The sequence below is a fragment of the Klebsiella sp. KPN54798 genome, from assembly GCF_021184225.1.
GTDB classification, from domain to species: Bacteria; Pseudomonadota; Gammaproteobacteria; order Enterobacterales; family Enterobacteriaceae; genus Klebsiella; species Klebsiella pneumoniae.
In genome coordinates this window covers 306,402-328,459 of record NZ_CP089234.1, presented here as the reverse complement: position 1 = coordinate 328,459, position 22,058 = coordinate 306,402, and the positions used below count along the sequence as shown (strand labels likewise).

Here is a 22,058-nt window from a genome sequence, read left to right as displayed (position 1 = left end):
TATCTCTCTTGTTGTGCCGGATGCGCGATTTCACGCGTTTTATGCTCGCGGGGTAACATGACATGTTCGAATTACAGAAAAATAACTTTTTTATTACAAAAAAAAGATAGTAACGGGTCAGAGAGATGACAAGCCGATGAAAGGACGGGGGAAGTAAAGTGGGAGCTGAGACACGGATAATATTTGCGCGATCGGCTCCCGGGGTCGGCGCAAGCGCCTCGCCCGGGCTACAAACCGGCGAAGCCGCCGGGTTGCAACGAGTTAACCGTCATCCACGCAAACGCGCGACAATCTGTTCCAGGGTAAGTTGCCCTGCTGCTGCCTCGACGGTCATGCCGACGAAGTCTGGATTCGCTGGCAATATAATTCCATTTCGCTTTAAAAAAAGCAGGGTGATAAACAGTGCCGTACGCTTATTACCATCATTAAATATATGACCGCGAGAAATCGCCAGCAGATGCATCGCAGCGAGTCGCCACACGTCTGTCACACCTTCATATTCAATTTTGTTTAGCACCCTATACATTATCGCTTCGGCACGCCCCGGATCGGGCATACCGGCAACGCCAGGCGTGACGCGGAGCAGCCTGTCGTGAAACAGTATTATCTCTTCCGCTGAGATAATCTGCAGCGTCATTTATCCGCAAGCTCCCTGATCTCATCACCATGAACCGCCATGATAGCCGCGAACTCATCATCCATTCTGGCCGCCTGGTAGCGTTCAAACTCTTCTGCACTAATGATGACTGCAGATTTATGCCCACGACGGGTAATGGTCACAGGTACACCTGTCACTGCGCTTTCCAGCACATCGGCCAGATTTTGCCGGGCTTCGCTATAGTTAACCGTTCTCATAAAAACCTCCAAAGCTGTACTCTTTTATTGTACAACATACATGTACAAAAAAAGAGCCAACAGGCTCTTTTAAATGTATTCGTGCGATCGGCTCCCGGGGTCGGCGCAAGCGCCTCGCCCGGGCTACAAACCGGCGAAGTGAACGACGCCGGGTTGCGATGAATTAACCGCCGAGATAGGCGCTGCGCACCGCCTCGTTGGCCAACAGCGCGTCGCCGGTGTCCTCCAGCACCACGTGGCCGTTCTCCAGCACATAGCCGCGGTCGGCCAGCTTCAGCGCCTGGTTGGCGTTCTGCTCAACCAGGAAGATCGTCATCCCTTGCTCGCGCAGCTGCTCGATGGTGTCGAAAATCTGCTGAATGATAATCGGCGCCAGCCCCAGCGACGGTTCATCCAGCAGCAGCAGGCGCGGTTGGCTCATCAGGGCGCGACCGATCGCCAGCATCTGCTGCTCGCCGCCGGACATGGTGCCGGCGCGCTGAATACGGCGTTCATGCAGACGCGGGAACAGCTCATACACCCATTTGATGCGGGTCTGGAACTGATCGCGGTCGGCAAAAAAACCGCCCATCGCCAGGTTCTCTTCCACCGTCATACGCGAAAAGACGCGCCGCCCTTCCGGAACGATCGCCACCGCCTCGCGCATGATCTTCGCGGTTTGCCAGTCGGTAATATCCTTACCGTCAAAGACAATGCGCCCGCTGGAGGCGCGCGGGTCGCCGCACAGCGTGCCGAGGAGGGTAGTTTTCCCCGCGCCGTTGGCGCCGATAAGCGTGACGATCTCGCCCTGTTTGATATGCAGGCTGACGTTGTGCAGCGCCTGAATCTTGCCGTAGTGGGCGCTGACGTTGTCAAAAGTTAACATCGCGTTTTCCATCTTATGCCTCACCAAGGTATGCGCGGATCACGTCCGGGTTATTACGAATCTCTTCCGGCGTCCCGTTGGCCAGCGGTGTTCCCTGGTTCACGACGTAGATGCGATCGGAAATGCCCATCACCAGCTTCATATCGTGTTCGATAAGCAGGATGGTAGTGTTGTGATGGTTACGCAGCTCGGCGATAAGCTCGTCCAGCTCTTTGGTCTCTTTCGGGTTCAGCCCCGCCGCCGGTTCATCGAGCATCAGAATTTCCGGCTGGGTCACCATGCAGCGGGCAATCTCCAGCCGGCGCTGGTCGCCGTAGGCCAGGTTGCTGGCCTGACGGTTGGCATGCTCCAGCAGGCCGATACGCTCCAGCCAGGTGGCGGCCCTGTCCAGCGCTTCGCTCTGCGCCCGACGGAAGGCCGGCGTTTTCAGCAGGCCGGAGAAGAGCCCGGTTTTCAGCTGCTGATGCTGCGCCACCAGCAGGTTTTCAATCACCGTCATTTCGCGGAACAGGCGCACGTGCTGGAAGGTCCGCACCACGCCCATCCGCGCAATCTGCTGACCCGGCAGCCCTTCCAGGTGCTGGTCGCGCAGCAGAATAGTGCCGCCGGTGGGCTTGTAAAAACCGGTCAGGCAGTTAAAGACGGTGGTCTTCCCGGCGCCGTTGGGGCCGATCAGCGAGACGATCTCGCGCTCTCTGAGCTCCAGCGACACATTGTTGACGGCCAGCAGACCGCCGAAACGCATCATCAGGCCGCTAACGGATAATAATGGCTGACTCATGCCTGCTCTCCTTTCGCCTGACCGTTTTTCAGCTTCAACTGCACGCGCGTCATTGGCAGAAGCCCCTGCGGACGCCAGATCATCATCAGCACCATCAGGCCGCCGAGCATTAACATGCTGTATTCGTTGAAGTCACGCATCAACTCGCGCGAGACCACCAGCAGAATAGCCGCGAGGATCACCGCGAACTGCGAGCCCATCCCGCCCAGCACGACGATCGCCAGCACAAAGGCTGACTCGGCGAAGGTAAAGGATTCCGGGCTGACGAAGCCCTGGCGCGCGGCGAACAGCGTGCCGGCGAAGCCAGCAAACGCGGCGCTGATGGTAAAGGCGGTCAGCTTGATGCGCGTCGGGCTCAGGCCCAGCGAACGACAGGCGATCTCATCTTCACGCAGCGCTTCCCACGCCCGGCCCAGCGGCATTCGCAGCAGGCGGTTGATGACGAACAGGCTGAGCACTACCAGCAGCAACGCCACCAGGTAGAGGAAAATCACCCGGTCGGAGGGATCGTATTTGACGCCGAAGAAGTTGCTGAAGGTATCCCAGCCGCCTTCGCGGGCGCTGCGGCTAAATTCGAGGCCAAAGAAGGTCGGTTTCGGGATCTGGCTGATGCCGTTCGGCCCGCCGGTGATCTCGGTATTGTTGAGCAGCAGAATGCGCACGATCTCGCCGAAGCCTAAGGTCACAATCGCCAGGTAGTCGCCGCGCAAACGCAATACCGGGAAGCCCAGCAGGAAACCGGCCGCCGCGGAGACCAGGCCGGCCAGCGGGAGACAGGTCCAGAAGCCGAGACCGTAATAGTGGTTCAGCAGCGCAAAGGTATACGCGCCGATGGCATAGAACCCGCCGTAGCCCAGCACCAGCAGGCCGGAAAGGCCGACCACCACGTTCAACCCGAGGCCGAGGATGATATAGATCATCGTCAGGGTGGCGATATCCACCGTGCCGCGCGACACCATAAACGGCCAGGCCACGGCAATCACCAGCAGGGCGATCAGGAACAGCTTCTGCTTCACCGTCGACCCGTCAATCGCCGGCATAATAAATTTCGGCCCGGAGACGTTCTTAACCGCTTTCTGGAACAGCGGCCGCAGCAGCTGGAAGAAAAAGACCACCGCGGTACCGATGAAGATCCACTGCCAGCGAATATCGGCGGCGGTATCGACCACCAGTTTGGTGCCGTTCAGCTCCAACTGCACGCCCATAAAGACGCCCGCCAGAATGAAGAACATCACGGCAGAGAGCAGCGCCATTGCAATTTGCATCGGTTTCATACTTTTTCCACCTCCGGGCGGCCCAGAATGCCGGTCGGCATCACTAACAGCACCAGAATCAGCAGTGCGAAGGAAACGACGTCCTTATATTCGGTGCTGAGATAGGCGGAAGAGAGCGCCTCGGCAATACCCAGGATCAGGCCGCCGATCATCGCGCCAGGGATGCTGCCGATCCCGCCGAGCACGGCGGCGGTGAACGCCTTCATCCCGGCCATAAAGCCGATGTAGGGGTTAATCACGCCGTAGAACTGCCCCAGCAGCACGCCGGCCACCGCCGCCATCGCTGCGCCGATGACAAAGGTCAGGGCAATGACGCGGTCGGTGTTAATCCCGAGCAGGCTGGCCATTTTCAGATCTTCCGCGCAGGCGCGGCAGGCGCGCCCCATCCGCGAGTAGCGAATAAACAGCGTCAGGGCCAGCATGGCGATAAAGGTCACCACCCAGATCACCAGTTGCATGGTGGTGATCGTCGCGGAGAAGCTGTCGCTGTGGCCGACGACCCACTGGCCGTTAAACAAGCTCGGCAGCGCCACGTCGCGGGAGCCCTGGGTCAGGCTGACGTAGTTCTGCAGGAAGATAGACATCCCGATGGCGGAGATCAGCGCAATCAGGCGCTTGGAGTTACGCACCGGCCGATAGGCCACGCGCTCAATGCTCCAGCCGTAGGCGCTGGCAATCACAATGGCGCCCACGAATCCGGCGGCGACCAGCAGCCAGCTAGTGTCAATGCCCATCATCATCAGCGCGGCGATGATCATGAAGGAGACATAGCTGCCAATCATATAGACCTCGCCGTGGGCGAAGTTGATCATGCCGATAATGCCGTACACCATCGTATAGCCGATGGCGATCAGCGCATAGGTACTGCCCAGCGTGACGCCGTTAAACATCTGCTGCAGAAAATAGAGAAACTGCTCGGACATAAGGTAACCTTTTTCAAACCGCCCGCGGTTCGCGGGCGGAGGGATAACTCGTCTTCAGCGCTTATTTCGCCGCGCTCGAAGAGCCATCGGCGTGCCACTGGAAGACACCAAACTCAAATCCCTTCAGATCGCCTTTTTCATCCCAGGTCAGCGGCCCAATCACGGTTTTCGCCCCGTGCGCTTTCAAATCGTTGATTAAATCCAGCGGCTGCTGGCTGCCGGTTCTGTCCATCGCCTGCGCCAGCGACTGAACGGCGGCATAGGTGATCCAGACGTACGGTCCGCTCGGATCTTTCTTCTCCGCTTTCAGCGCGTTGACGATGGCGCTGTTGGCAGGGTCCTGATCGTAGCGTTTTGGCATTGTCACCAGCATGCCTTCCGCCGCGGCGCCCGCGATATTGGACAGCGAGGCGTTGCCGACCCCTTCCGGCCCCATAAACACGGTTTTCAACCCGACGGAGCGCGCCTGGCGCAGCATCTGGCCCATTTCCGGGTAGTAGCCGCCGTAGTAGACGAAGTCGATGTTCTCTTTCTTCAGGCGCGCCAGCAGGGCGGAGAAATCTTTTTCCCCCGCGGTGATGCCATCGAAGAAGACGATGTTGGCCCCGGCTTTCTTCAGGTTGTCCAGCACCGAACGCGCCAGCCCTTCGCCGTACTGCTGCTTGTCATGAATGATGGCGATACGCTGCGGTTTCACTTTCTCGACGATATATTTCGCCGCGGTCGGCCCCTGCGAGGAGTCGAGGCCGGCGGTACGCATGATGTACTGGTATCCGCGCTGGGTCAGCTCCGGATTGGTCGCCCCGGGGGAGATCATCAGGATGCCTTCATCCTCATAGATGTCGGAAGCCGGCTGGGTGGAAGAGGAGCACAGGTGGCCGATAACGTACTGAATGCCGTCGTTGACGATTTTGTTGGCCACCGCGACCGCTTGCTTCGGATCGCAGGCGTCGTCATATTCGACGGCCACCAGCTTGTCGCCCTTAATGCCGCCGCTGGCGTTGATGTCTTTAATCGCCTGACGCGCGCCATTGAACTCCATGTCGCCCCACTGGGCCACCGGACCCGACATCGCGCCGACCACGGCGACCTTAATATCCTTGGCCATCGCCGCGTGCGACATCGCTAATGCGACAATGCCCGCGACGATGGTTTTCGCGTTCCTTTTCATGCTGCAGAACCCCGTTCGTGATGTGGTGTAAATGTTTTGTATTTTTATGGTTAAAAAGCATTCTGTGCTTTTATTAAACAACGCCATTTTTACCATTGAGTTTAATGGTTTAGCGCAGTTTTTCACTAAAAAACAGATTAAAACCTCTATTTTTCAGTCGATTAAGCAAAGATAATATTCTGTATTTTGGTGAAGATAAACAAAAAAAAGTCCATCCTGCAGCATAAAATAACGATACATAAGGCGGAATAAAACGCTGCACATTAGGTTAAAATTCTGCTTATTTTTCGATCCATGACGGATTGCGCTACCCTGACAACGCCAGGAAAACGAATCCCCTGATGTACGCGCAAAAAACAGCGCTCCGCCAGACAGCAATTTTGGGTACACTGGCGCCTCTGTTTTGCACTGGATTTGCCGCCCATGAAACTGACCATTATCCGTTTACAGCACTTCAGCGATCAGGATCGCATTGATCTGGGGAAAATCTGGCCGTCGCAGGATCTGTCGACGCTGACCCTTGATGAAAACCATCGTCTCTACGCCGCCCGATTTAACGAGCGCCTGCTGGGCGCCGTGCGCGTTACCCTGCGCGGCGTCGAAGGTGAGCTCAGCGATCTGTGCGTGCGTGAAGTGACCCGCCGCCGCGGCGTCGGACAATACTTAGTGGAAGAGACATTGCGTGATAACCCGGCGATCAATAGCTGGCGCGTCGCCGACCATGGGGTGGAGGACCGCGGCGTGATGGCGGCCTTTATGCAGGCGCTCGGCTTTAGCGCCCAGCAGAATGGTTGGGAAAAGCATTAAGCCGTAGCCCCAATAAGCGGAGCATGACCAAGGAAGAACCCGGCGGCGCTTCGCTTAGCCGGGCTACCTGGCGACTGTAGCCCCGGTAAGCGCAGCGCGACCGGGGTCAGACAACGCATCGGCAGCGTGAAAGGCGCCCCCATTTAACCCAGCATTTCGCGTTGCAAAAAGGCGTCAAGACCCGAAATCCCCGGGAGCTTACATCAGTAAGTGACCGGGGTTGAGGGCCGCAGACAACGCATTTGCAGCGTGAAAGGCGCCCCCCATTTAACCCAGCATTTCGCGTTGCAAAAAGGCGTCAAGACCCGAAATCCCCGGGAGCTTACATCAGTAAGTGACCGGGGTTGAGGGCCGCAGACAACGCATTTGCAGCGTGAAAGGCGCCGGTTAAATTATTTGGCGTCGGTCGCCGTACCATTAGCATGCCAGGTAAAGACCCCGAACTCGAAGCCTTTCAGGTCGCCTTTCTGATCCCACGACAGCGGGCCCATCACGGTGTCTACTGTCGCGCCTTTCAGGTATTTAGCGATTTCCGCCGGATCGTCAGACTGATTCAGGCCTGCCTGCAGCGACTGCAGCGCCGCGTAGGTGGTCCACACGAAGGCGCCGCTCGGATCCTGTTTCTTCGCCTTGATCGCATCCACGATCGGTTTGTTCGCCGGCACCTGGTCGTAGTTCTTCGGCTTGGTTACCAGCAGGCCTTCCGCCGACTCGCCGGCGATGTTAGACAGGGAGACGTTCGCTACGCCTTCCGGGCCCATAAACTGGGTTTTCAGACCGGCGGCGCGCGCCTGACGCAGGATCTGGCCCATTTCCGGGTGATAGCCGCCGTAGTAGACGAAATCGATATTCTCTTTCTTCAGGCGCGCCACCAGGGTGGAGAAATCTTTCTCACCGGCGGTGATCCCGTCGAAGAAGACCACGTTTGCCCCACCTTTTTTCAGGCCATCCTGCACCGCACGGGCCAGGCCTTCGCCGTACTGCTGTTTGTCATGTACCACTGCGATACGCTGCGGCTTCACTTTGTCGAGAATGTATTTCGCCGCGGTTGGCCCCTGATCGGAGTCCAGACCGGTGGTGCGCAGGATCAGCTTATAGCCGCGCGCCGTCAGTTCCGGAGCAGTCGCTGCCGGGGTAATCATCAGAATGCCTTCGTCTTCATAGATATCAGACGCCGGCTGAGTGGAAGAGGAACACAGGTGACCAATGACGTATTTGATGCCGTCGTTGACCACTTTGTTGGCTACCGCTACCGCCTGTTTCGGGTCGCAAGCGTCATCATATTTGACGATCTGCAGCTTATTGCCCTTGATGCCGCCCTTAGCGTTGATATCCGCTACCGCCTGCTCTGCGCCGGTAAACTCCTGGTCGCCGTACTGGGCCACCGGGCCGGACATCGCCCCGACTACCGCGATTTTGATATCTTCCGCCAGCGCCGCGCTGCTCATAACTAAGGCAATACATCCTGCCAGTAACGCTTTACCCTTCATATTCATCCTGAGGCTCCCCATTATTATGGTTTTTGCATTTGTTGTGATGTTGTTTATTAGCGCATTATTTTGTTTATACCCATAGGAAAAGCATATGATAGCTAATCAACCGGGGGCTGCCCGCGCTTTTGCAGCACACTATGCTAAACATACCGTCATTCTGAGGAATTTGAAACGACTAAATTGCGGGCTATGTAACAGATAAGTGACAAATAAAAAAACCGCGCCAGCATGAACCGGACGCGGTGCAAAACAGAGCCTGATTACCAGCCAGCGGGTAGGTAGCCCACCGCGGATGCTATCGCGTAGGCGGCGCTGCAAAGATACAACAACACAATGAAGCATTGGATAAGCGGATGGGTCATCCAGGCCGGACAGGTCCAGCCCGGGGTCAGATCGCCACGCTGGCGGGCGCCCTTGAGCATCAGGATCGGCATAATCGATAAAATGACGCCGCTGAACACCCCGGCAAAATAGAGCGCGTTGACGAAGGAGACCATGCCGCTATAGGCCAGTACGAACGGCGGGATCGCCACCACCAGCAGCACCATCAGGCGCCGGGCGGGCTGTTCGTCATTCCCCAGGCGGAACTGATCGAAGATATTGGTCAGGAAGCTGCCGCCCAGTCCCCAGTAGGAGGTCAACATCGCGCACAGCGCAAACAGGTTGGCGGAGAAGAAGGCCCACTCGCCAAGCGCCCTGCCCCAGGAGATGGTGGCCACATCCGAAATATTGTCCAGACCGTTAAGCGAGATCACCGACAACGGCACCAGCGCCAGCAGGGTAAAGGTCAGCGCCATGCCGACCATAATAGCTTTAGGCAATTTTTCCGGTTTGTCGGCGAAGCCCCGCGCCATCTCCGGGACGATATACTGTGCCGAGAAGCAGAATGCCACGACGTTGAAGACCGGAACCATATACAGCCAGTTGCCGTCGAGCAGATAGCCGACGCGGGTGGTCTCTTTCAGCAGCGTGGCAATCACCAGCACCGAGATCATCACCACCATGCCGATGCTGATAAATTTCTCGCCGCGGCCGATCGCCTTCAGCCCCAGGTAGAGTACCCCTGCCGCCGGAACGAAAAACAGCACGCTGCCCAGCGCCGGCGAGATGCCAAACAGGGAGTGCAACAGCTTACCGCTGCCGGTCATATACGCCGTCAATGCCCCGACGCTATTGACGCAGACGGAGAGAAACATCATCAGCGCGCCAAAGCCGCCGACGTAGCGCTTCGATAATCCACTGAGCTGCAGATGTTTACGGGTGCGCAGCGTGGATTCCGCGACATAGAGCATGGTCACCGTGGTCAGACTACCCACCAGCACCAGCCAGAACAGCAGTGGTAAAAAGCCCGCTTTGCTTGACGCATAGGCGATAGAGAGGACGCCCGCGCCAATATTGGTACCGACAATCATCGATACCCCTTCGACGAAGCTCAGAGATTTTGCAGGGACAGCCGTACGTTCCCGGCCGGTGAGGACGGGAGAAAAGGTGGAGTTTTCAGACATAATACTTTCCGTTTTACTCCGGCGGTTGTCACCGCCGGAAAAAAGGTGATATCAGGGTGATAAACCACTCACGCTGAGCATAAACAGCCGGCTGCGGCGTCCTGTTTCTGTTCGGCTTCCCTGCCGCCGCAGCCCGCCGAGGAGACGTTAGCTCTTCAGTACGCGCGCCAGAATATCCAGCGCTTTCGAGAACTGGGCATCCGGGATAGTCAACGGATACAGGAAGCGGATCACGTTGCCGTAGACGCCACAGCTCAGCAGCAGCAGGCCGTTCTCCTGCGCTTTCTGTTGCACCTGGCGGGTGAATTCCGGCGACGGTTCGCCTGTTTGCGGATCGTTAAACTCCACCGCCACCATCGACCCCCGGCCGCGGACATCAACGATCGCCGGGCAGGTAGCGCGCGCCTGGTTGAGCACTTCCTGCAGATGGCTACCCAGCTGTTCAGCGCGCTGGCACAGCTGCTCTTCGGCAATGACATCCAGCACCGCGTGCGCCGCGGCCACCGCCAGCGGGTTACCGGCATAGGTTCCGCCCAGCCCGCCAGGCGCTGGCGCATCCATCACCTCGGCGCGACCGACAACGCCCGACAGCGGGAAACCGCCGGCGAGGCTTTTCGCCATCGTCATCAGATCCGGTTTCACCTCATAGTGCTGCATAGCGAACAGCTTGCCGGTGCGGGCGAAACCGGTCTGCACTTCATCGGCGATCAGCAGAATGCCGTGGGTATCGCACAGGTCGCGCAGCGCCTGCATAAAATCGGCCGGCGCGACGTTAAAGCCGCCTTCCCCCTGGATCGGCTCGAGGATGATGGCCGCGACCTGATCCGGCGCAATATCCGCTTTGAAAATGCGCTCCAGGCTTTTCAGCGCATCCGCGGTGGTCACGCCATGCGCCGCATTCGGGTAGACACCGTGATACACCGAGCCCGGGAACGGCCCGAAGCCGATTTTGTAGGGCGCGACCTTACCGGTGAGGGCCATGGTCATAAAGGTACGGCCGTGGAAACCGCCGCCGAAGGTAATCAGCCCCGGACGACCGGTGTAAGCGCGGGCGATTTTCACCGCGTTCTCGACCGCTTCCGCGCCGGTGGTGAAGAAAGCCGTTTTTGCCGGCCCGTCAATTGGCGCCAGATCGTTGATACGCTCCGCCAGCGAAACATAGCTTTCGTACGGCACAATCTGATAGGCGGTGTGGGTGAACGCCTGCAGCTGCTCGGCTACCGCGGCGACCACTTTCGGATGGCGGTGACCGGTATTTAACACGGCGATCCCGGCGGCGAAATCGATCACCTCATTGCCTTCGATATCCCACAGCGTGGCGTTTTCCGCCTTCTCGACAAAGTAGTTACACATTACGCCTACGCCGCGCGGCGTCGCCTGCTGGCGACGTTGATTCAGTTCTGAGCTTTTCACCTGCGAATCTCCTGTCGTGTATGTCACGTTATCGCAACAAATTAGAAACGATGTCGTTTATTTACACAGGAGTTGGCCCTATAATCGAGTACCAATTTTGAATATCTGAGGGATCCAATTGCGTTCGCTGGTGGGTGACCTGGTGCTGGTCCGTCTGCAGGAAGAGCGGGATCCTCTTCTGCACAAACGCTTATATAACGCGCTGCGCCGCGCGATCCTCGACGGTTCGCTGGCGCCGCAAAGCCGTCTGCCGCCGTCGCGGGACCTGGCGGGCGAGCTCGGCGTATCAAGAAACACCATATTAACAACTTATGAACAATTGCTGGCGGAAGGATATGTGGTTTCCCGTCGGGGAAGCGGAACATTCGTTGCCAAAACCGCCCCTGAGAGCTCATTGACGGCTAAAGGTCAGCAAGAAAACAGCAGTATCGCAGCACCGACGGCGCATCTTTCACGCCGAGGCCAGCATCTGCTCGGCCAGGTCAGCGCCAGCCCGCGCCAGTGGGGAGCGTTTATACCCGGCGTGCCGGACGTTAACGCCTTTCCCCACCCGCTGTTCAGTAAGATCCAGGCCCGCATCAGCCGTCGGCCCAAACCGGAGCGGCTCAGCTATAGCTGCAACGGCGGCACCCCGGAACTGCAGCAGGCGCTGGTGGATTATCTGCGCGTGTCGCGCGGCGTCCACTGTCAGTCAGATCAAATTCTTATCACCGAGGGGATCCACCAGGCGATCGATCTGGTCACCCGCATGCTGTGTGATAACGGCGATCTGGCATGGGTGGAGGAGCCTTCCTACTGGGGGATCCGTCACGTGCTGGCGATGAACGACGTTCGGGCAGAGCCCCTGACCGTCGATGCCAACGGCCTGTGCCCGCCGGAGACGGTTGACGATGCGCCGAGGCTGATCTTCGTTACGCCTTCCCACCAGTATCCTCTGGGCGCGGTGATGAGCCTTGAGCGCCGCCAGCGCCTGCTGGCGCTCGCCCGTCAGCAGGGGAGCTGGATCGTCGAAGATGATTATGACAGCGAGTTTCGCTTTTCCGGTCAGCCGATCCCCGCCCTGCAGGGTCTGGTCGCCGACGCCCCGGTGGTCTATATCGGCACCTTCAGCAAGACGCTCTATCCCGGCCTGCGCCTGGGCTACGTGGTGATCCCGCGGCCGCTGGTCAGCGACCTGAAGCACGCCCATGCCGAGCTTTACCGCGGCGGCCATTCGCTGATCCAGATGGCGCTGGCGGAGTTTATTACCGCCGGCCACTATTCGGCCCATATCCGCCGTATGCGGCTGCTCTACAGCCGTCGCCGCGCCTTTTTAACTGAGCTTATCCAGCGGCACTGTATGCCGTACGCCCTGTCTGACTTCAGCGATAATGCCGGGCTGCATTTGATCCTCAATTTGCCCGCAGAGGCTGACGATGTGGCGATCGCCAGAGAGGCCAATGCGCGGCACATTCTGGTGCGGCCGCTGTCGCGCTACTACCTGACGGCGGCGCGCAAGAAAGGATTACTGATGGGATTCGCCAGCCAGCCCGAAGAGCAGATGGCGTCGGCGTTCAGCGTCTTACTCGGCTGCCTGCAGACGCACTGCCCGCAGATGCTCCTGCTCCGGGAGGACGCAGAAAAACAAAACGCCCCAACCTGAGGCGGGGCGTTATCGGGGAGCCTGATACCAGGTATCAGGCAGGCATGGCGTATCAGGCTTCGATAGCGGCACGCAGTTTTTTCATGGCGTTCTTTTCCAGCTGACGCACGCGCTCTGCGGAGACGCCGTAGCGGTCGGCCAGTTCCTGCAGCGTGGACTTGTTATCTTCGTCCAGCCAGCGGGCGCGGATGATGTCCTGGCTACGCTCGTCCAGGCCCTGCATCGCATCAGTCAGCTTATTCGCCGCCTGCTCTTCCCAGTTATCGTCTTCGATGCCGTCGGCAAAGTTAGACGTTTTGTCCTGCAGATACAGGACCGGCGCCATCGGCTGGCTGTCGGACTCATCGTCGGACGACATGTCGAAGGTCATGTCCTGGGCCGCCATACGGGATTCCATCTCGCGGACATCTTTGCTCGACACGCCCAGCTCACGGGCCACCATTTCCACTTCATCCTGGTTGAACCAACCCAAACGCTGTTTGGTTTTACGCAGGTTAAAGAACAGCTTACGCTGTGCTTTGGTGGTAGCGACCTTCACAATACGCCAGTTGCGCAGCACGTATTCGTGAATTTCGGCTTTAATCCAGTGCACGGCGAAGGAGACCAGGCGCACACCCACTTCCGGGTTGAAGCGACGCACGGCTTTCATCAGGCCGATATTGCCTTCCTGGATCAGATCCGCCTGCGGCAGGCCATAGCCCGAGTAGTTACGAGCAATGTGAACAACAAAGCGCAGGTGAGACAGAATCAGCTTTTTCGCTGCTTCCAGATCGCCCTGGTAATGCAGCTTTTCAGCAAGCTCCCGCTCTTCATCAGCCGACAGCATCGGCCAAGTGTTAGCGGCCCGGATGTACGATTCCAGGTTACCAACGGGGGCTAAAGCTAAAGTTTGCATTTCTTTGGTCATTCAAATCCTCTCAATTGATATCTTCTGACGCGTTCTTGTCCCCCTCAGGCAACAAGCATGCCAGCATTCATGAGCAACGAGAATATCACTCACATTAGTATCAGACAGTGATTTTATCCACAAGTTCCATGCAACGGTGTGAATAAATTACGCACAAAATGTGACACCACGATGAAAAAGTGAGGGCAGGAAAAGGGGAACAAGCTTGCGGTATCTTTCCCTGCGAACAGGAACTCATTGCAGCAGGGAAAGATTATATCACGCTTTTATTAATCGGGAGTAAAGTGACGTAAATGTTGCACTGTCGCCAGCCAGGCGGCTACCCACCCGATCATCGAGCAGACGATCAACATCAACAGACACTCGTCGAAGCCTAAGCCGCTCAGCTCAAACTGAGTGCCGAAGACTTTCGCCACTTCGGTCACCGCCGACGAGAGGCGCATTACCAGAATCTCCGACAGGATCAGCGATAAAAACGCGCCGGAAAAGCCCAGCATCGCTCCGCCGTAGAGGAACGGACGCAGGATAAAGCCGTCGGTGGCGCCGATAAGCTTCTGAACGTTAATGGTATCGCGGCGGGCGAAGATGCTCAGGCGCACGCTGTTGCCGATCACCAGGAACACCGCCGCCACCATCAGCACGCCGATCATCGCCGACACGCGTCCTACCAGCCCGGTGAGCGAGGAGAGACGGGCAAACCAACTGTCGTCCATCCGCACTTCATCGACGCCCTGGATCCGCGATACCCGATCGCGCAGGGTATTCAGCGCCTCGGTGCTCTGGAAATCCAGCTTCGGCACCACGATGGCGACCGCCGGCAGCGGGTTCTCCTCCAGCATATCCAGGGCGCCGCCAAAGCCTGACCAGTTACGGAACTCCCCCAGCGCCTCGTCACGGGACAAATAGTTTACCTTGTCGACGCCCTGCTCCGCCTGCAGCTGGCCCACCACCCGCGCCGCGGCATCGTCATCCAGCGTTTTTTCCAGATAAACGGTGATCTGCGGCGAGGGATAATACTGGGACGCCGCGCTGCTGACGTTTTTGTAGACCATGTAGCAGACACTTGGCAGGGTCAACGAAATGGCGATGACCATGACCGTCAGGAAGGTCGCCAGCGGCGTGCTTTTTAGATCCTGCAGCGCGCCGTGCCAGGCATAGCGCACCTGCTCGTTGAATACGTTGCTCTTACGCGAGGCCGGGTTAGGCGCCGCTTTCGGCCGTTTTGGCGCATTGCGCCCGCCACCGCCGCCGCCCGCGGCGTTGCGCAGGCGATCGAACTTGCTGCCGAACTGGCGAATCTGGTTCATTGCGTCGCGCTTATTCACCCCGAATGCCTCCATGCAGATGGCCGTCGCTAAGCGTCAGCACGCGGTACGGACGACTGGAGATAAGCCCCAGATCGTGCGTGGCCATCAGTACCGTCACCCCGACGCGGTTAAACTCTTCAAACAGACGTAAAATCCCCTCCGAGAGCGCCTCGTCGAGGTTGCCGGTCGGTTCATCCGCCAGCAGCACCGCCGGCTTGTTGACCACCGCGCGAGCGATTCCCACGCGCTGCTGTTCACCGCCGGAGAGCTGAATGGGAAAATTCTTCGCTTTGTCCAGCAGGCCAACCTTGTCCAGCGCCGCCGAGACGCGACGACGAATATCATCGCCGCTGGCGCCGGCGATAATCAGCGGGATCGCCACGTTGTCATACACGGTACGATCCATCAGCAAATGGTGGTCCTGGAAAATCATACCGATCTGGCGGCGCAGGAACGGCACCTCACGGCTCTTCAGACGGCTGATTTCATGACCGCTGAAGAAGATTTTCCCGGCGCTGGGCCGTTCGATACCACAGATAAGCTTCAGCAGGGTACTCTTCCCTGCGCCGGAATGGCCGGTCAGAAACGCCATCTCGCCCGGCTGCAGGTGGAAGGTCACCCCCTGCAGCGCTTGTCTCCCACCGAGATAGGCTTTGCTGACTTGTTCAAAGCGAATCATTCTTAATCCTCTCGGGCAAAAAGTGCCTCAATAAAGTCGCCCGCATTAAACGGACGCAGATCCTCAATACGCTCGCCGACGCCAATATAGCGAATCGGAATGCCGAACTGATCGGCCACCGAGAAGATCACGCCGCCTTTGGCGGTACCGTCCAGCTTGGTCAGGGTGATCCCGGTCAAACCTACCGCCTCATGGAACAGTTTGGCCTGGCTAATAGCATTCTGCCCGGTGCTGGCGTCAATGGTTAACATCACCTCGTGCGGCGCGTCGACGTCCAGCTTTTTCATTACCCGGACAATCTTCTTCAGCTCTTCCATCAGGTGCGATTTATTCTGCAAACGCCCGGCGGTATCGGCAATCAGTACGTCAACATGGCGCGCCTTCGCCGCCTGAATGGCGTCGAAAATCACCGAGGCGGAGTCGGCGCCGGTGTGCTGGGCGATCACCGGGATATTATTACGCTGGCCCCAGACCTGCAGCTGTTCCACCGCCGCCGCACGGAAAGTATCCCCCGCCGCCAGCATCACCGACTTACCCTGCTGTTCAAACTGACGCGCCAGCTTGCCGATGGTAGTGGTTTTCCCCACCCCGTTCACGCCGACCATCAGAATAACAAATGGCGTTTTGCCTTCAACGTTCAGCGGCTCGTCTACTTTGGCGAGAATCTCGCCCATCTCTTCTTTCAGCAGGCCGTACAGCGCTTCCGCATCGCGCAGCTGCTTACGGCTGGCGCCTTCCGTCAGGTTGGTAATGATCTTGCGGGTGGTTTCCACCCCGACGTCGGCGATCAGCAGCTGTTCTTCCAGCTCTTCAAACAGATCATCGTCGATCTTCTTACCGCGGAACAGGCTGATAAATCCGGAACCGAGATTTTGCTTCGTTTTCAGCAGGCTACGTTTGAGGCGGGCGAAGAAACCTTCTTTTGTCGGTTTTTCCTGCTCCTGAGCCAGCGCTTCAAGCGGCGCCTCGTCCTCGGGCGCCGGCACCACTACCGCCGCCTCTTCTGCCGCTTCGGCCGCCAGCGCCTGCGCTTCCAGCTCTTCATCGCTTAACGGCGCGTCCTCTTCGGGCGCTTCTGTCTCCTGCGGCTGGACAACGATGCCTTCCACAGGCTGCTCTGCTACGGCTTCCGCCACCACCGGTTCGGCGATAACCTCTTCCGCCAGCGGCTCAACCACCGCAGGCTGTTCAGGCGGTTCGCTGACCGCGGGCTCCGGTTCAACAACAGGCGTTTCTTCGGTCAGAGCAGGCGTTTCCACCCACTCTTCTTCCTGCGCGCTGGCAGGCTCCGCGAGGTGCGCTTTTTCGCTTTCGACCACCGTCTCGGTCACTTCGACGACGTCTTCGGCAAACGCCTCCGGGTCTGCTTTCGGCGCGCTCGGCTCAGCAGGGGTTTCAACCGCCGGTATCTCTTCGGCAACCGCTTGCTGTTCTTCTACTTTTTGCTCAGTCTCGGTTTCCTGTGCCTGTTCTTTCTGTCCAAAGCCCAGCCAGGAAAAGAAGCCACGTTTTTTCTCTTTTGCCATTTGCGACCACACTCCTCGCTGTTTATTCATGGCGCAGCTTCATCAGAAGCTGAAAAAATGATGAAATTAGTTGGATAGTCTATCACTTAACTTAACTCGCAGCACCGCCCCCGGATTAAGGTTTCGTCAACCGCCGTCGATCGCTAGAATAGCAGGCTGGAAGTTGAGACTTGAGCAGAGAGATGAAAAAACCAAACCACGCGGGCAGCGGCCAGATCCGCATCATCGGCGGGCAATGGCGCGGCCGTAAATTACCGGTGCCGGAGAGCCCGGGCCTGCGGCCGACCACCGACCGGGTTCGCGAAACCCTTTTTAACTGGCTGGCGCCGTCCATTGTTGACGCGCACTGCCTCGATTGCTTTGCCGGCAGCGGCGCGCTGGGGCTGGAAGCGCTGTCCCGCTATGCGGCCAGCACCACGCTGCTGGAGATGGAGCGCGGCGTAGCCCAGCAGCTGCAAAAAAATCTCGCCACCCTGAAAGCGGATCGCGGCAAGGTGATCACCACCAACACCCTCAGCTTCCTGAGCCAGCCGGGGACCCCGCACCAGATCGTGTTCGTCGACCCGCCGTTCCGTCAGGGGCTGCTGGAGGAGACGCTACGTCTGCTGGAGACACAAGGCTGGCTGGCCGATGAGGCCCTGGTGTACGTCGAAAGCGAAGTCGAAAACGGCTTACCGCCGGTGCCGGCTAACTGGCAATTGTATCGTGAAAAAGTGGCCGGACAGGTCGCCTACCGTCTTTACCAACGTGAGGCCCAAGGAGAGCACCATGCTGATTAATTTAGGCCGCCTGCTGATGCTGTGCGTCTGGGCCTTTCTGTTATTGAATCTGTTTCAGCCCTTCCCGAAGCCGCTGAATATCTTTGTCAACGTCGCGCTGATTTTCATGATCCTGATGCACGGTCTGCAGCTGACGCTGCTCAAGGCGACGCAGCCGAAAGAGGCGCCGCCGCTGAGCCGCTTTGAGCAAATCCGCATTTTTATTTTCGGCGTGTTTGAGCTCGTGGCCTGGCAGAAAAAACTGAAGGCGACGCTGAAAAAATAGTCCTGAAAAGGGCTCAGGGATCGGGCGTAAACGCCACGAACGCTGTGCCCTTATAACTCAACATCCCACGATCGCCGACGCTCAGCGCGTGATATTGCGGCGCGTCAAGGCGAAACACCACCTCCAGACCACCGTTTTCGGGGCGAAAGCTCGCTTCATAGCGCATCTCACTGCCTGCAGGCGTCACCGTCTGCTGCCGCGAGCGCCGATCGTTAATCACTTTTTCCCGTTTATTGCTGACGATAACCCGCTTTTGTAGCAACGGCGCGGCGTCATTCGCCTGTTTCTCACGGCGCTGCTGGACATAGCGAAACGAAGCCGCCACCACAATCACCGCGACGACCAGAACAAAAAAGAGGGGCATTTTACTCATCAAGGTTACCCATAAAAAATATCAGGAATCAGCATACTGCGTCGGGAATAACATTGTCATCTGCTACGCCAAACCACTACACTGAGTTGTAGCATCACGCATCCGTAACTTTCTTTATGATAACAGATACAGGGACTTACTATGCTTTGGTCATTTATTGCTGTCTGTTTCTCCGCATGGCTTTATGTCGATGCATCCTATCGTGGGCCGGCATGGCGACGCTGGGTTTTCAAACCTGTCACCCTGATTCTGTTGCTGTTACTGGCCTGGCAGGCGCCGATGTTCAATGCCATCAGCTATCTGGTGCTGGCTGGCCTGTGCGCCTCGCTGCTCGGCGACGCCCTGACCCTGCTGCCGCGCCAGCGGGTGATGTACGCGGTGGGCGCTTTCTTCCTGTCACATCTGCTGTATACCATCTGGTTCGCCAGCCAGCTGACGCTGTCGTTCTTCTGGCCGCTGCCGCTGGTGCTGCTGGTATTCGGCGCCCTGCTAATGGCGGTGATCTGGAGTCGGCTGGAAGAGATGAAAATGCCGGTGCTGACCTTTATCGGAATGACGCTGGTAATGGTCTGGCTGGCCGGCGAGCTGTGGTTTGCCCGCCCCACCAACACCCCGCTGTCCGGTTTCGCCGGCGCAGCCCTGCTGCTGCTGAGCAATGCCGTGTGGCTGGTGAGCCACTATCGTCGCCGCTTCCGCGCCGATAACGCCATCGCCGCCGCGTTCTACTTTGCCGGCCACTTCCTGATCGTGCGCGCGCTGTACCTGTAATTTAGTCCTTGACTCTGGAGTCGACTCCAGAGTGTATCCTACGGCTAATGAGAAAATTATCATTTCCCGGAGGGTGCCATGTCGACTCCAGACGCGCAGGATAAAAAAGTTCCACAATTCTCGTCTTTCACCATGCGGCCAGCAACCGCCCCGGCGGAGAGCTGCTGTACAGATCACGCCTGCGCCACAGAGTCCGCCCCTGCCGCCGAAGCGCTTAGCGACGCCCGCTACCGCTGGCAGGTAGATGGCATGGACTGCGCCGCCTGCGCCCGCAAGGTGGAAACCGCGGTCCGTCAGGTGCCCGGGGTCAGTCAGGTCCAGGTGCTGTTCGCCACAGAAAAGCTGCTGGTTAACGCCGAGGGCGATGTCCGCGCTCAGGTTGAGAACGCGGTCCGCCAGGCGGGGTATACGCTGCGCGATGCCGATGCTCCCGCAGCAGAGCAAACCCGAGGGTCGCTGCTGCGCGACAATCTGCCGTTACTGACGCTGGTTATCATGATGGCCTTGAGCTGGGGGCTGGAGCAGGCCAACCACCCTGCCGGTCAGTTGGCCTTTATTGCCACCACCCTGGTTGGCCTGTGGCCGGTTGCCCGCCAGGCGCTGCGCCTGATCAAGAGCGGGAGCTGGTTCGCCATTGAAACGCTGATGAGCGTCGCCGCCATCGGGGCGCTGTTTATCGGCGCCACCGCGGAGGCGGCGATGGTCCTGCTGCTGTTCCTGATCGGCGAGCGTCTCGAAGGCTGGGCCGCCAGCCGCGCACGGCAGGGGGTGAGCGCGCTGATGGCGCTGAAGCCCGACACCGCCATCCGTCTGCGCAACGGCGTGCGGGAAACCGTCGCCCAGCGCGACCTGCGTCCCGGAGATGTGATTGAAGTGGCTGCCGGCGGGCGTCTGCCGGCGGATGGCCAGCTGCTGTCGCCGTTTGCCAGCTTTGATGAAAGCGCTCTGACCGGCGAGTCGGTGCCGGTGGAACGTCAGGCCGGGGAACGGGTAGCGGCGGGCGCCACCAGCGTCGACCGCCTGGTGCAGCTTACCGTGATATCCGAACCGGGCGACAGCGCCATCGACCGCATCCTGAAGCTGATTGAAGAGGCTGAGGAGCGTCGGGCGCCGATCGAGCGCTTCATCGACCGCTTCAGCCGGATCTACACCCCGGCGATTATGGTGGTCGCCTTGTTGGTCGCCATTGTCCCGCCGCTGTTCTTCGCCAGCGCCTGGCTACCGTGGATTTATAAAGGACTGACGCTGCTGCTGATCGGCTGTCCGTGCGCGCTGGTCATCTCCACGCCGGCGGCCATCACCTCCGGCCTGGCAGTCGCCGCCCGCCGCGGAGCGCTAATCAAAGGCGGCGCGGCGCTGGAGCAGCTGGGCCAGGTGCGCCAGGTGGCGTTCGATAAAACCGGCACCCTGACCGTCGGCCAGCCGCAGGTGACTTCGGTTATTGCCACGGCCGAAGTTGACGACAACGCGCTGCTGGCGCTGGCGGCGGCGGTGGAGCAAGGCTCCAGCCACCCGCTGGCGCAGGCTATCGTCCGTGAAGCGCAGCGGCGTCAGCTGAGCATTCCGCTTGCCAGCGGCCAGCGGGCGCTGGCGGGCTCTGGTATCGAAGCCGAAGTCAACGGCAGCCGCATCCTGATCTGCGCCGCCAGCAAAGCCGCCCCGGCAGAGCATGAGGCGCAGATCCAGCAGCTGGAAAGCGCCGGGCAAACGGTAGTGCTGGTGATGCGCGGCGAGACGCTGCTCGGCATTCTGGCGCTGCGCGATACCCTGCGCGACGACGCGCGTCAGGCGGTGAATGCTTTACATCAGTTGGGCGTTCAGGGGGTGATCCTTACCGGGGATAACCCGCGCGCTGCGGCGGCCATCGCCAGCGAACTGGGGCTGGAATTCCGCGCCGGTCTGCTACCGGCGGACAAGGTCAACGCGGTGATAGCGCTGAATGCCGACGCGCCGCTGGCGATGGTCGGGGACGGTATCAACGACGCGCCGGCGATGAAAGCGGCCACCATCGGCATCGCCATGGGCAGCGGAACCGACGTGGCGCTGGAGACGGCCGACGCCGCGCTGACCCATAACCGTCTGACCGGCCTGGCGCAGATGATTTCCCTGGCGCGCGCCACCCACGCCAATATCCGCCAGAACATCGCGATTGCCTTAGGGCTGAAGGGGATTTTCCTCGTCACCACCCTGCTCGGCCTGACCGGTCTGTGGCTGGCGGTGCTGGCGGATACCGGCGCCACCGTGCTGGTAACGGCTAACGCGCTGCGGTTATTGCGTAAGAAGTTGTAGCATCGATACCGGCTTCCCTGCTCGCGCTACGCTTAGCAGGGCTACGGTTCCAGACCGTCGGGTAGCCCGGATAAGGCGCTACGCGCCGCCATCCGGGAGAGGCTCAGTGGCTTTTGCGGATCAGGTAGCGGTACGGCAGGGCTTCGGTTTCCTGGGCCACCAGCTCATGCTCCATAAAGCGGCAGAATCCCGGGATATCGCGGGTGGTGGCCGGATCGTCAGCAATAATCAGCAGCGTCTCGCCCACCGGCATCGTCCGCACGGTTTTACGCACCATCATGACCGGCTCCGGGCAGCGGAGTCCCAGGGCATCCAGGGTGTGGTCAGCAGTGGAGAAAAGTTCGCTCATTTTAGTCTCACGTCAATAAAACGGCCCTAGTTTACCCCCTGCTCGCCAGTACGCAAGCCAGGTTAACGTTTGCGCGAAAAACAACCA

22 protein-coding genes are annotated in these 22,058 nt (G+C 59.0%); 6 read left to right on the top strand and 16 right to left on the bottom strand.

Going from position 1 to position 22,058, the window contains the following annotated elements; genetic code table 11:
* Positions 1 to 268: 268 nt before the first annotated feature.
* From LPQ25_RS01530 to livK, 7 genes are all read right to left on the bottom strand, one after another.
* Entirely contained in the window at positions 269 to 637 is a 369-nt protein-coding gene (locus tag LPQ25_RS01530; protein WP_014906830.1) for a type II toxin-antitoxin system death-on-curing family toxin, read from the bottom strand.
* On the bottom strand, positions 634 to 855 hold the full coding sequence (locus LPQ25_RS01525) for a type II toxin-antitoxin system Phd/YefM family antitoxin (RefSeq protein WP_004174006.1): 222 nt from the start codon (positions 853 to 855) through the stop codon (positions 634 to 636). The genes LPQ25_RS01530 and LPQ25_RS01525 overlap by 4 nt, the downstream gene beginning before the upstream one ends.
* Positions 856 to 1,018: 163 nt before the next feature.
* Positions 1,019 to 1,732 carry a high-affinity branched-chain amino acid ABC transporter ATP-binding protein LivF gene (gene livF, locus LPQ25_RS01520; protein ID WP_004145133.1) on the bottom strand — a complete coding sequence of 238 codons (714 nt, stop codon included), beginning with the start codon at positions 1,730 to 1,732 and terminating at the stop codon, positions 1,019 to 1,021.
* Position 1,733: 1 nt separating this feature from the next.
* The gene (gene livG, locus LPQ25_RS01515) at positions 1,734 to 2,501 is read right to left on the bottom strand and encodes a high-affinity branched-chain amino acid ABC transporter ATP-binding protein LivG (protein ID WP_002920803.1); all 768 of its coding nucleotides are present in this window, start codon (positions 2,499 to 2,501) and stop codon (positions 1,734 to 1,736) included.
* Positions 2,498 to 3,775: a branched chain amino acid ABC transporter permease LivM gene (gene livM / locus LPQ25_RS01510; protein ID WP_004174005.1), complete on the bottom strand. Its 1,278-nt coding sequence runs from the start codon at positions 3,773 to 3,775 to the stop codon at positions 2,498 to 2,500. Before livM ends, livG begins: the two co-directional genes overlap by 4 nt.
* Positions 3,772 to 4,698, bottom strand: a complete 927-nt coding sequence (gene livH / locus LPQ25_RS01505) for a high-affinity branched-chain amino acid ABC transporter permease LivH (RefSeq protein WP_002920807.1) — start codon at positions 4,696 to 4,698, stop codon at positions 3,772 to 3,774. The genes livM and livH overlap by 4 nt, the downstream gene beginning before the upstream one ends.
* Positions 4,699 to 4,759: 61 nt before the next feature.
* On the bottom strand, positions 4,760 to 5,869 hold the full coding sequence (livK, locus tag LPQ25_RS01500; RefSeq protein ID WP_014906829.1) for a high-affinity branched-chain amino acid ABC transporter substrate-binding protein LivK: 1,110 nt from the start codon (positions 5,867 to 5,869) through the stop codon (positions 4,760 to 4,762).
* Positions 5,870 to 6,292: 423 nt separating this feature from the next.
* Between livK and panM the strand changes: the two genes are divergently transcribed.
* Positions 6,293 to 6,676, top strand: coding sequence for an aspartate 1-decarboxylase autocleavage activator PanM (panM, locus tag LPQ25_RS01495; protein ID WP_002920810.1), 384 nt, complete (start codon positions 6,293 to 6,295; stop codon positions 6,674 to 6,676).
* Positions 6,677 to 7,068: 392 nt separating this feature from the next.
* Here panM and livJ read toward each other — a convergent pair whose 3' ends face one another.
* The 3 genes from livJ to LPQ25_RS01480 all read right to left on the bottom strand — a co-directional run bounded on the left by livJ (position 7,069) and on the right by LPQ25_RS01480 (position 11,087).
* Positions 7,069 to 8,172 carry a branched chain amino acid ABC transporter substrate-binding protein LivJ gene (gene livJ, locus LPQ25_RS01490; RefSeq protein WP_002920812.1) on the bottom strand — a complete coding sequence of 368 codons (1,104 nt, stop codon included), beginning with the start codon at positions 8,170 to 8,172 and terminating at the stop codon, positions 7,069 to 7,071.
* A 257-nt stretch (positions 8,173 to 8,429) separates the two neighbouring features.
* Positions 8,430 to 9,674: an aromatic amino acid transport family protein gene (locus LPQ25_RS01485; RefSeq protein WP_004150081.1), complete on the bottom strand. Its 1,245-nt coding sequence runs from the start codon at positions 9,672 to 9,674 to the stop codon at positions 8,430 to 8,432.
* Positions 9,675 to 9,821: 147 nt separating this feature from the next.
* Complete coding sequence (locus LPQ25_RS01480) at positions 9,822 to 11,087, bottom strand: 4-aminobutyrate--2-oxoglutarate transaminase (protein ID WP_004188289.1); 1,266 nt, start codon at positions 11,085 to 11,087, stop codon at positions 9,822 to 9,824.
* 118 nt (positions 11,088 to 11,205) lie between these two features.
* On the opposite strand from LPQ25_RS01480, the gene pdxR reads away from it, so the two are divergent.
* Positions 11,206 to 12,729, top strand: a complete 1,524-nt coding sequence (pdxR, locus tag LPQ25_RS01475; RefSeq protein ID WP_015875217.1) for a MocR-like pyridoxine biosynthesis transcription factor PdxR — start codon at positions 11,206 to 11,208, stop codon at positions 12,727 to 12,729.
* 52 nt (positions 12,730 to 12,781) lie between these two features.
* Here pdxR and rpoH read toward each other — a convergent pair whose 3' ends face one another.
* The 4 genes from rpoH to ftsY all read right to left on the bottom strand — a co-directional run bounded on the left by rpoH (position 12,782) and on the right by ftsY (position 17,148).
* Positions 12,782 to 13,636 carry an RNA polymerase sigma factor RpoH gene (gene rpoH / locus LPQ25_RS01470; RefSeq protein ID WP_002920815.1) on the bottom strand — a complete coding sequence of 285 codons (855 nt, stop codon included), beginning with the start codon at positions 13,634 to 13,636 and terminating at the stop codon, positions 12,782 to 12,784.
* Positions 13,637 to 13,905: 269 nt separating this feature from the next.
* Complete coding sequence (gene ftsX, locus LPQ25_RS01465) at positions 13,906 to 14,961, bottom strand: permease-like cell division protein FtsX (protein ID WP_002920816.1); 1,056 nt, start codon at positions 14,959 to 14,961, stop codon at positions 13,906 to 13,908.
* A complete protein-coding gene (ftsE, locus tag LPQ25_RS01460; RefSeq protein WP_002920817.1) occupies positions 14,954 to 15,622 on the bottom strand; it encodes a cell division ATP-binding protein FtsE in 669 nt (222 codons plus the stop codon). Before ftsE ends, ftsX begins: the two co-directional genes overlap by 8 nt.
* Positions 15,623 to 15,624: 2 nt before the next feature.
* Positions 15,625 to 17,148 carry a signal recognition particle-docking protein FtsY gene (gene ftsY, locus LPQ25_RS01455; protein ID WP_004173992.1) on the bottom strand — a complete coding sequence of 508 codons (1,524 nt, stop codon included), beginning with the start codon at positions 17,146 to 17,148 and terminating at the stop codon, positions 15,625 to 15,627.
* A 182-nt stretch (positions 17,149 to 17,330) separates the two neighbouring features.
* Here ftsY and rsmD point away from each other — a divergent pair, with 182 nt between their 5' ends.
* On the top strand, positions 17,331 to 17,927 hold the full coding sequence (gene rsmD / locus LPQ25_RS01450) for a 16S rRNA (guanine(966)-N(2))-methyltransferase (protein WP_002920820.1): 597 nt from the start codon (positions 17,331 to 17,333) through the stop codon (positions 17,925 to 17,927).
* Positions 17,917 to 18,192 carry a DUF1145 family protein gene (locus LPQ25_RS01445; protein ID WP_002920822.1) on the top strand — a complete coding sequence of 92 codons (276 nt, stop codon included), beginning with the start codon at positions 17,917 to 17,919 and terminating at the stop codon, positions 18,190 to 18,192. Before rsmD ends, LPQ25_RS01445 begins: the two co-directional genes overlap by 11 nt.
* A gap of 13 nt (positions 18,193 to 18,205) precedes the next feature.
* Here LPQ25_RS01445 and LPQ25_RS01440 read toward each other — a convergent pair whose 3' ends face one another.
* A complete protein-coding gene (locus LPQ25_RS01440; RefSeq protein ID WP_004173989.1) occupies positions 18,206 to 18,556 on the bottom strand; it encodes a DUF2500 domain-containing protein in 351 nt (116 codons plus the stop codon).
* Between the two features lie 150 nt (positions 18,557 to 18,706).
* Here LPQ25_RS01440 and LPQ25_RS01435 point away from each other — a divergent pair, with 150 nt between their 5' ends.
* Both LPQ25_RS01435 and zntA read left to right on the top strand, forming a co-directional pair.
* Positions 18,707 to 19,333 (top strand): lysoplasmalogenase, encoded by a 627-nt coding sequence (locus LPQ25_RS01435; protein ID WP_014906827.1) that lies wholly within the window; start codon positions 18,707 to 18,709, stop codon positions 19,331 to 19,333.
* Positions 19,334 to 19,411: 78 nt separating this feature from the next.
* Entirely contained in the window at positions 19,412 to 21,622 is a 2,211-nt protein-coding gene (gene zntA, locus LPQ25_RS01430) for a Zn(II)/Cd(II)/Pb(II) translocating P-type ATPase ZntA (protein ID WP_014906826.1), read from the top strand.
* 103 nt (positions 21,623 to 21,725) lie between these two features.
* Here zntA and tusA read toward each other — a convergent pair whose 3' ends face one another.
* Positions 21,726 to 21,971 (bottom strand): sulfurtransferase TusA, encoded by a 246-nt coding sequence (gene tusA, locus LPQ25_RS01425; protein WP_015875218.1) that lies wholly within the window; start codon positions 21,969 to 21,971, stop codon positions 21,726 to 21,728.
* Between the last annotated feature and the right edge of the window lie 87 nt (positions 21,972 to 22,058).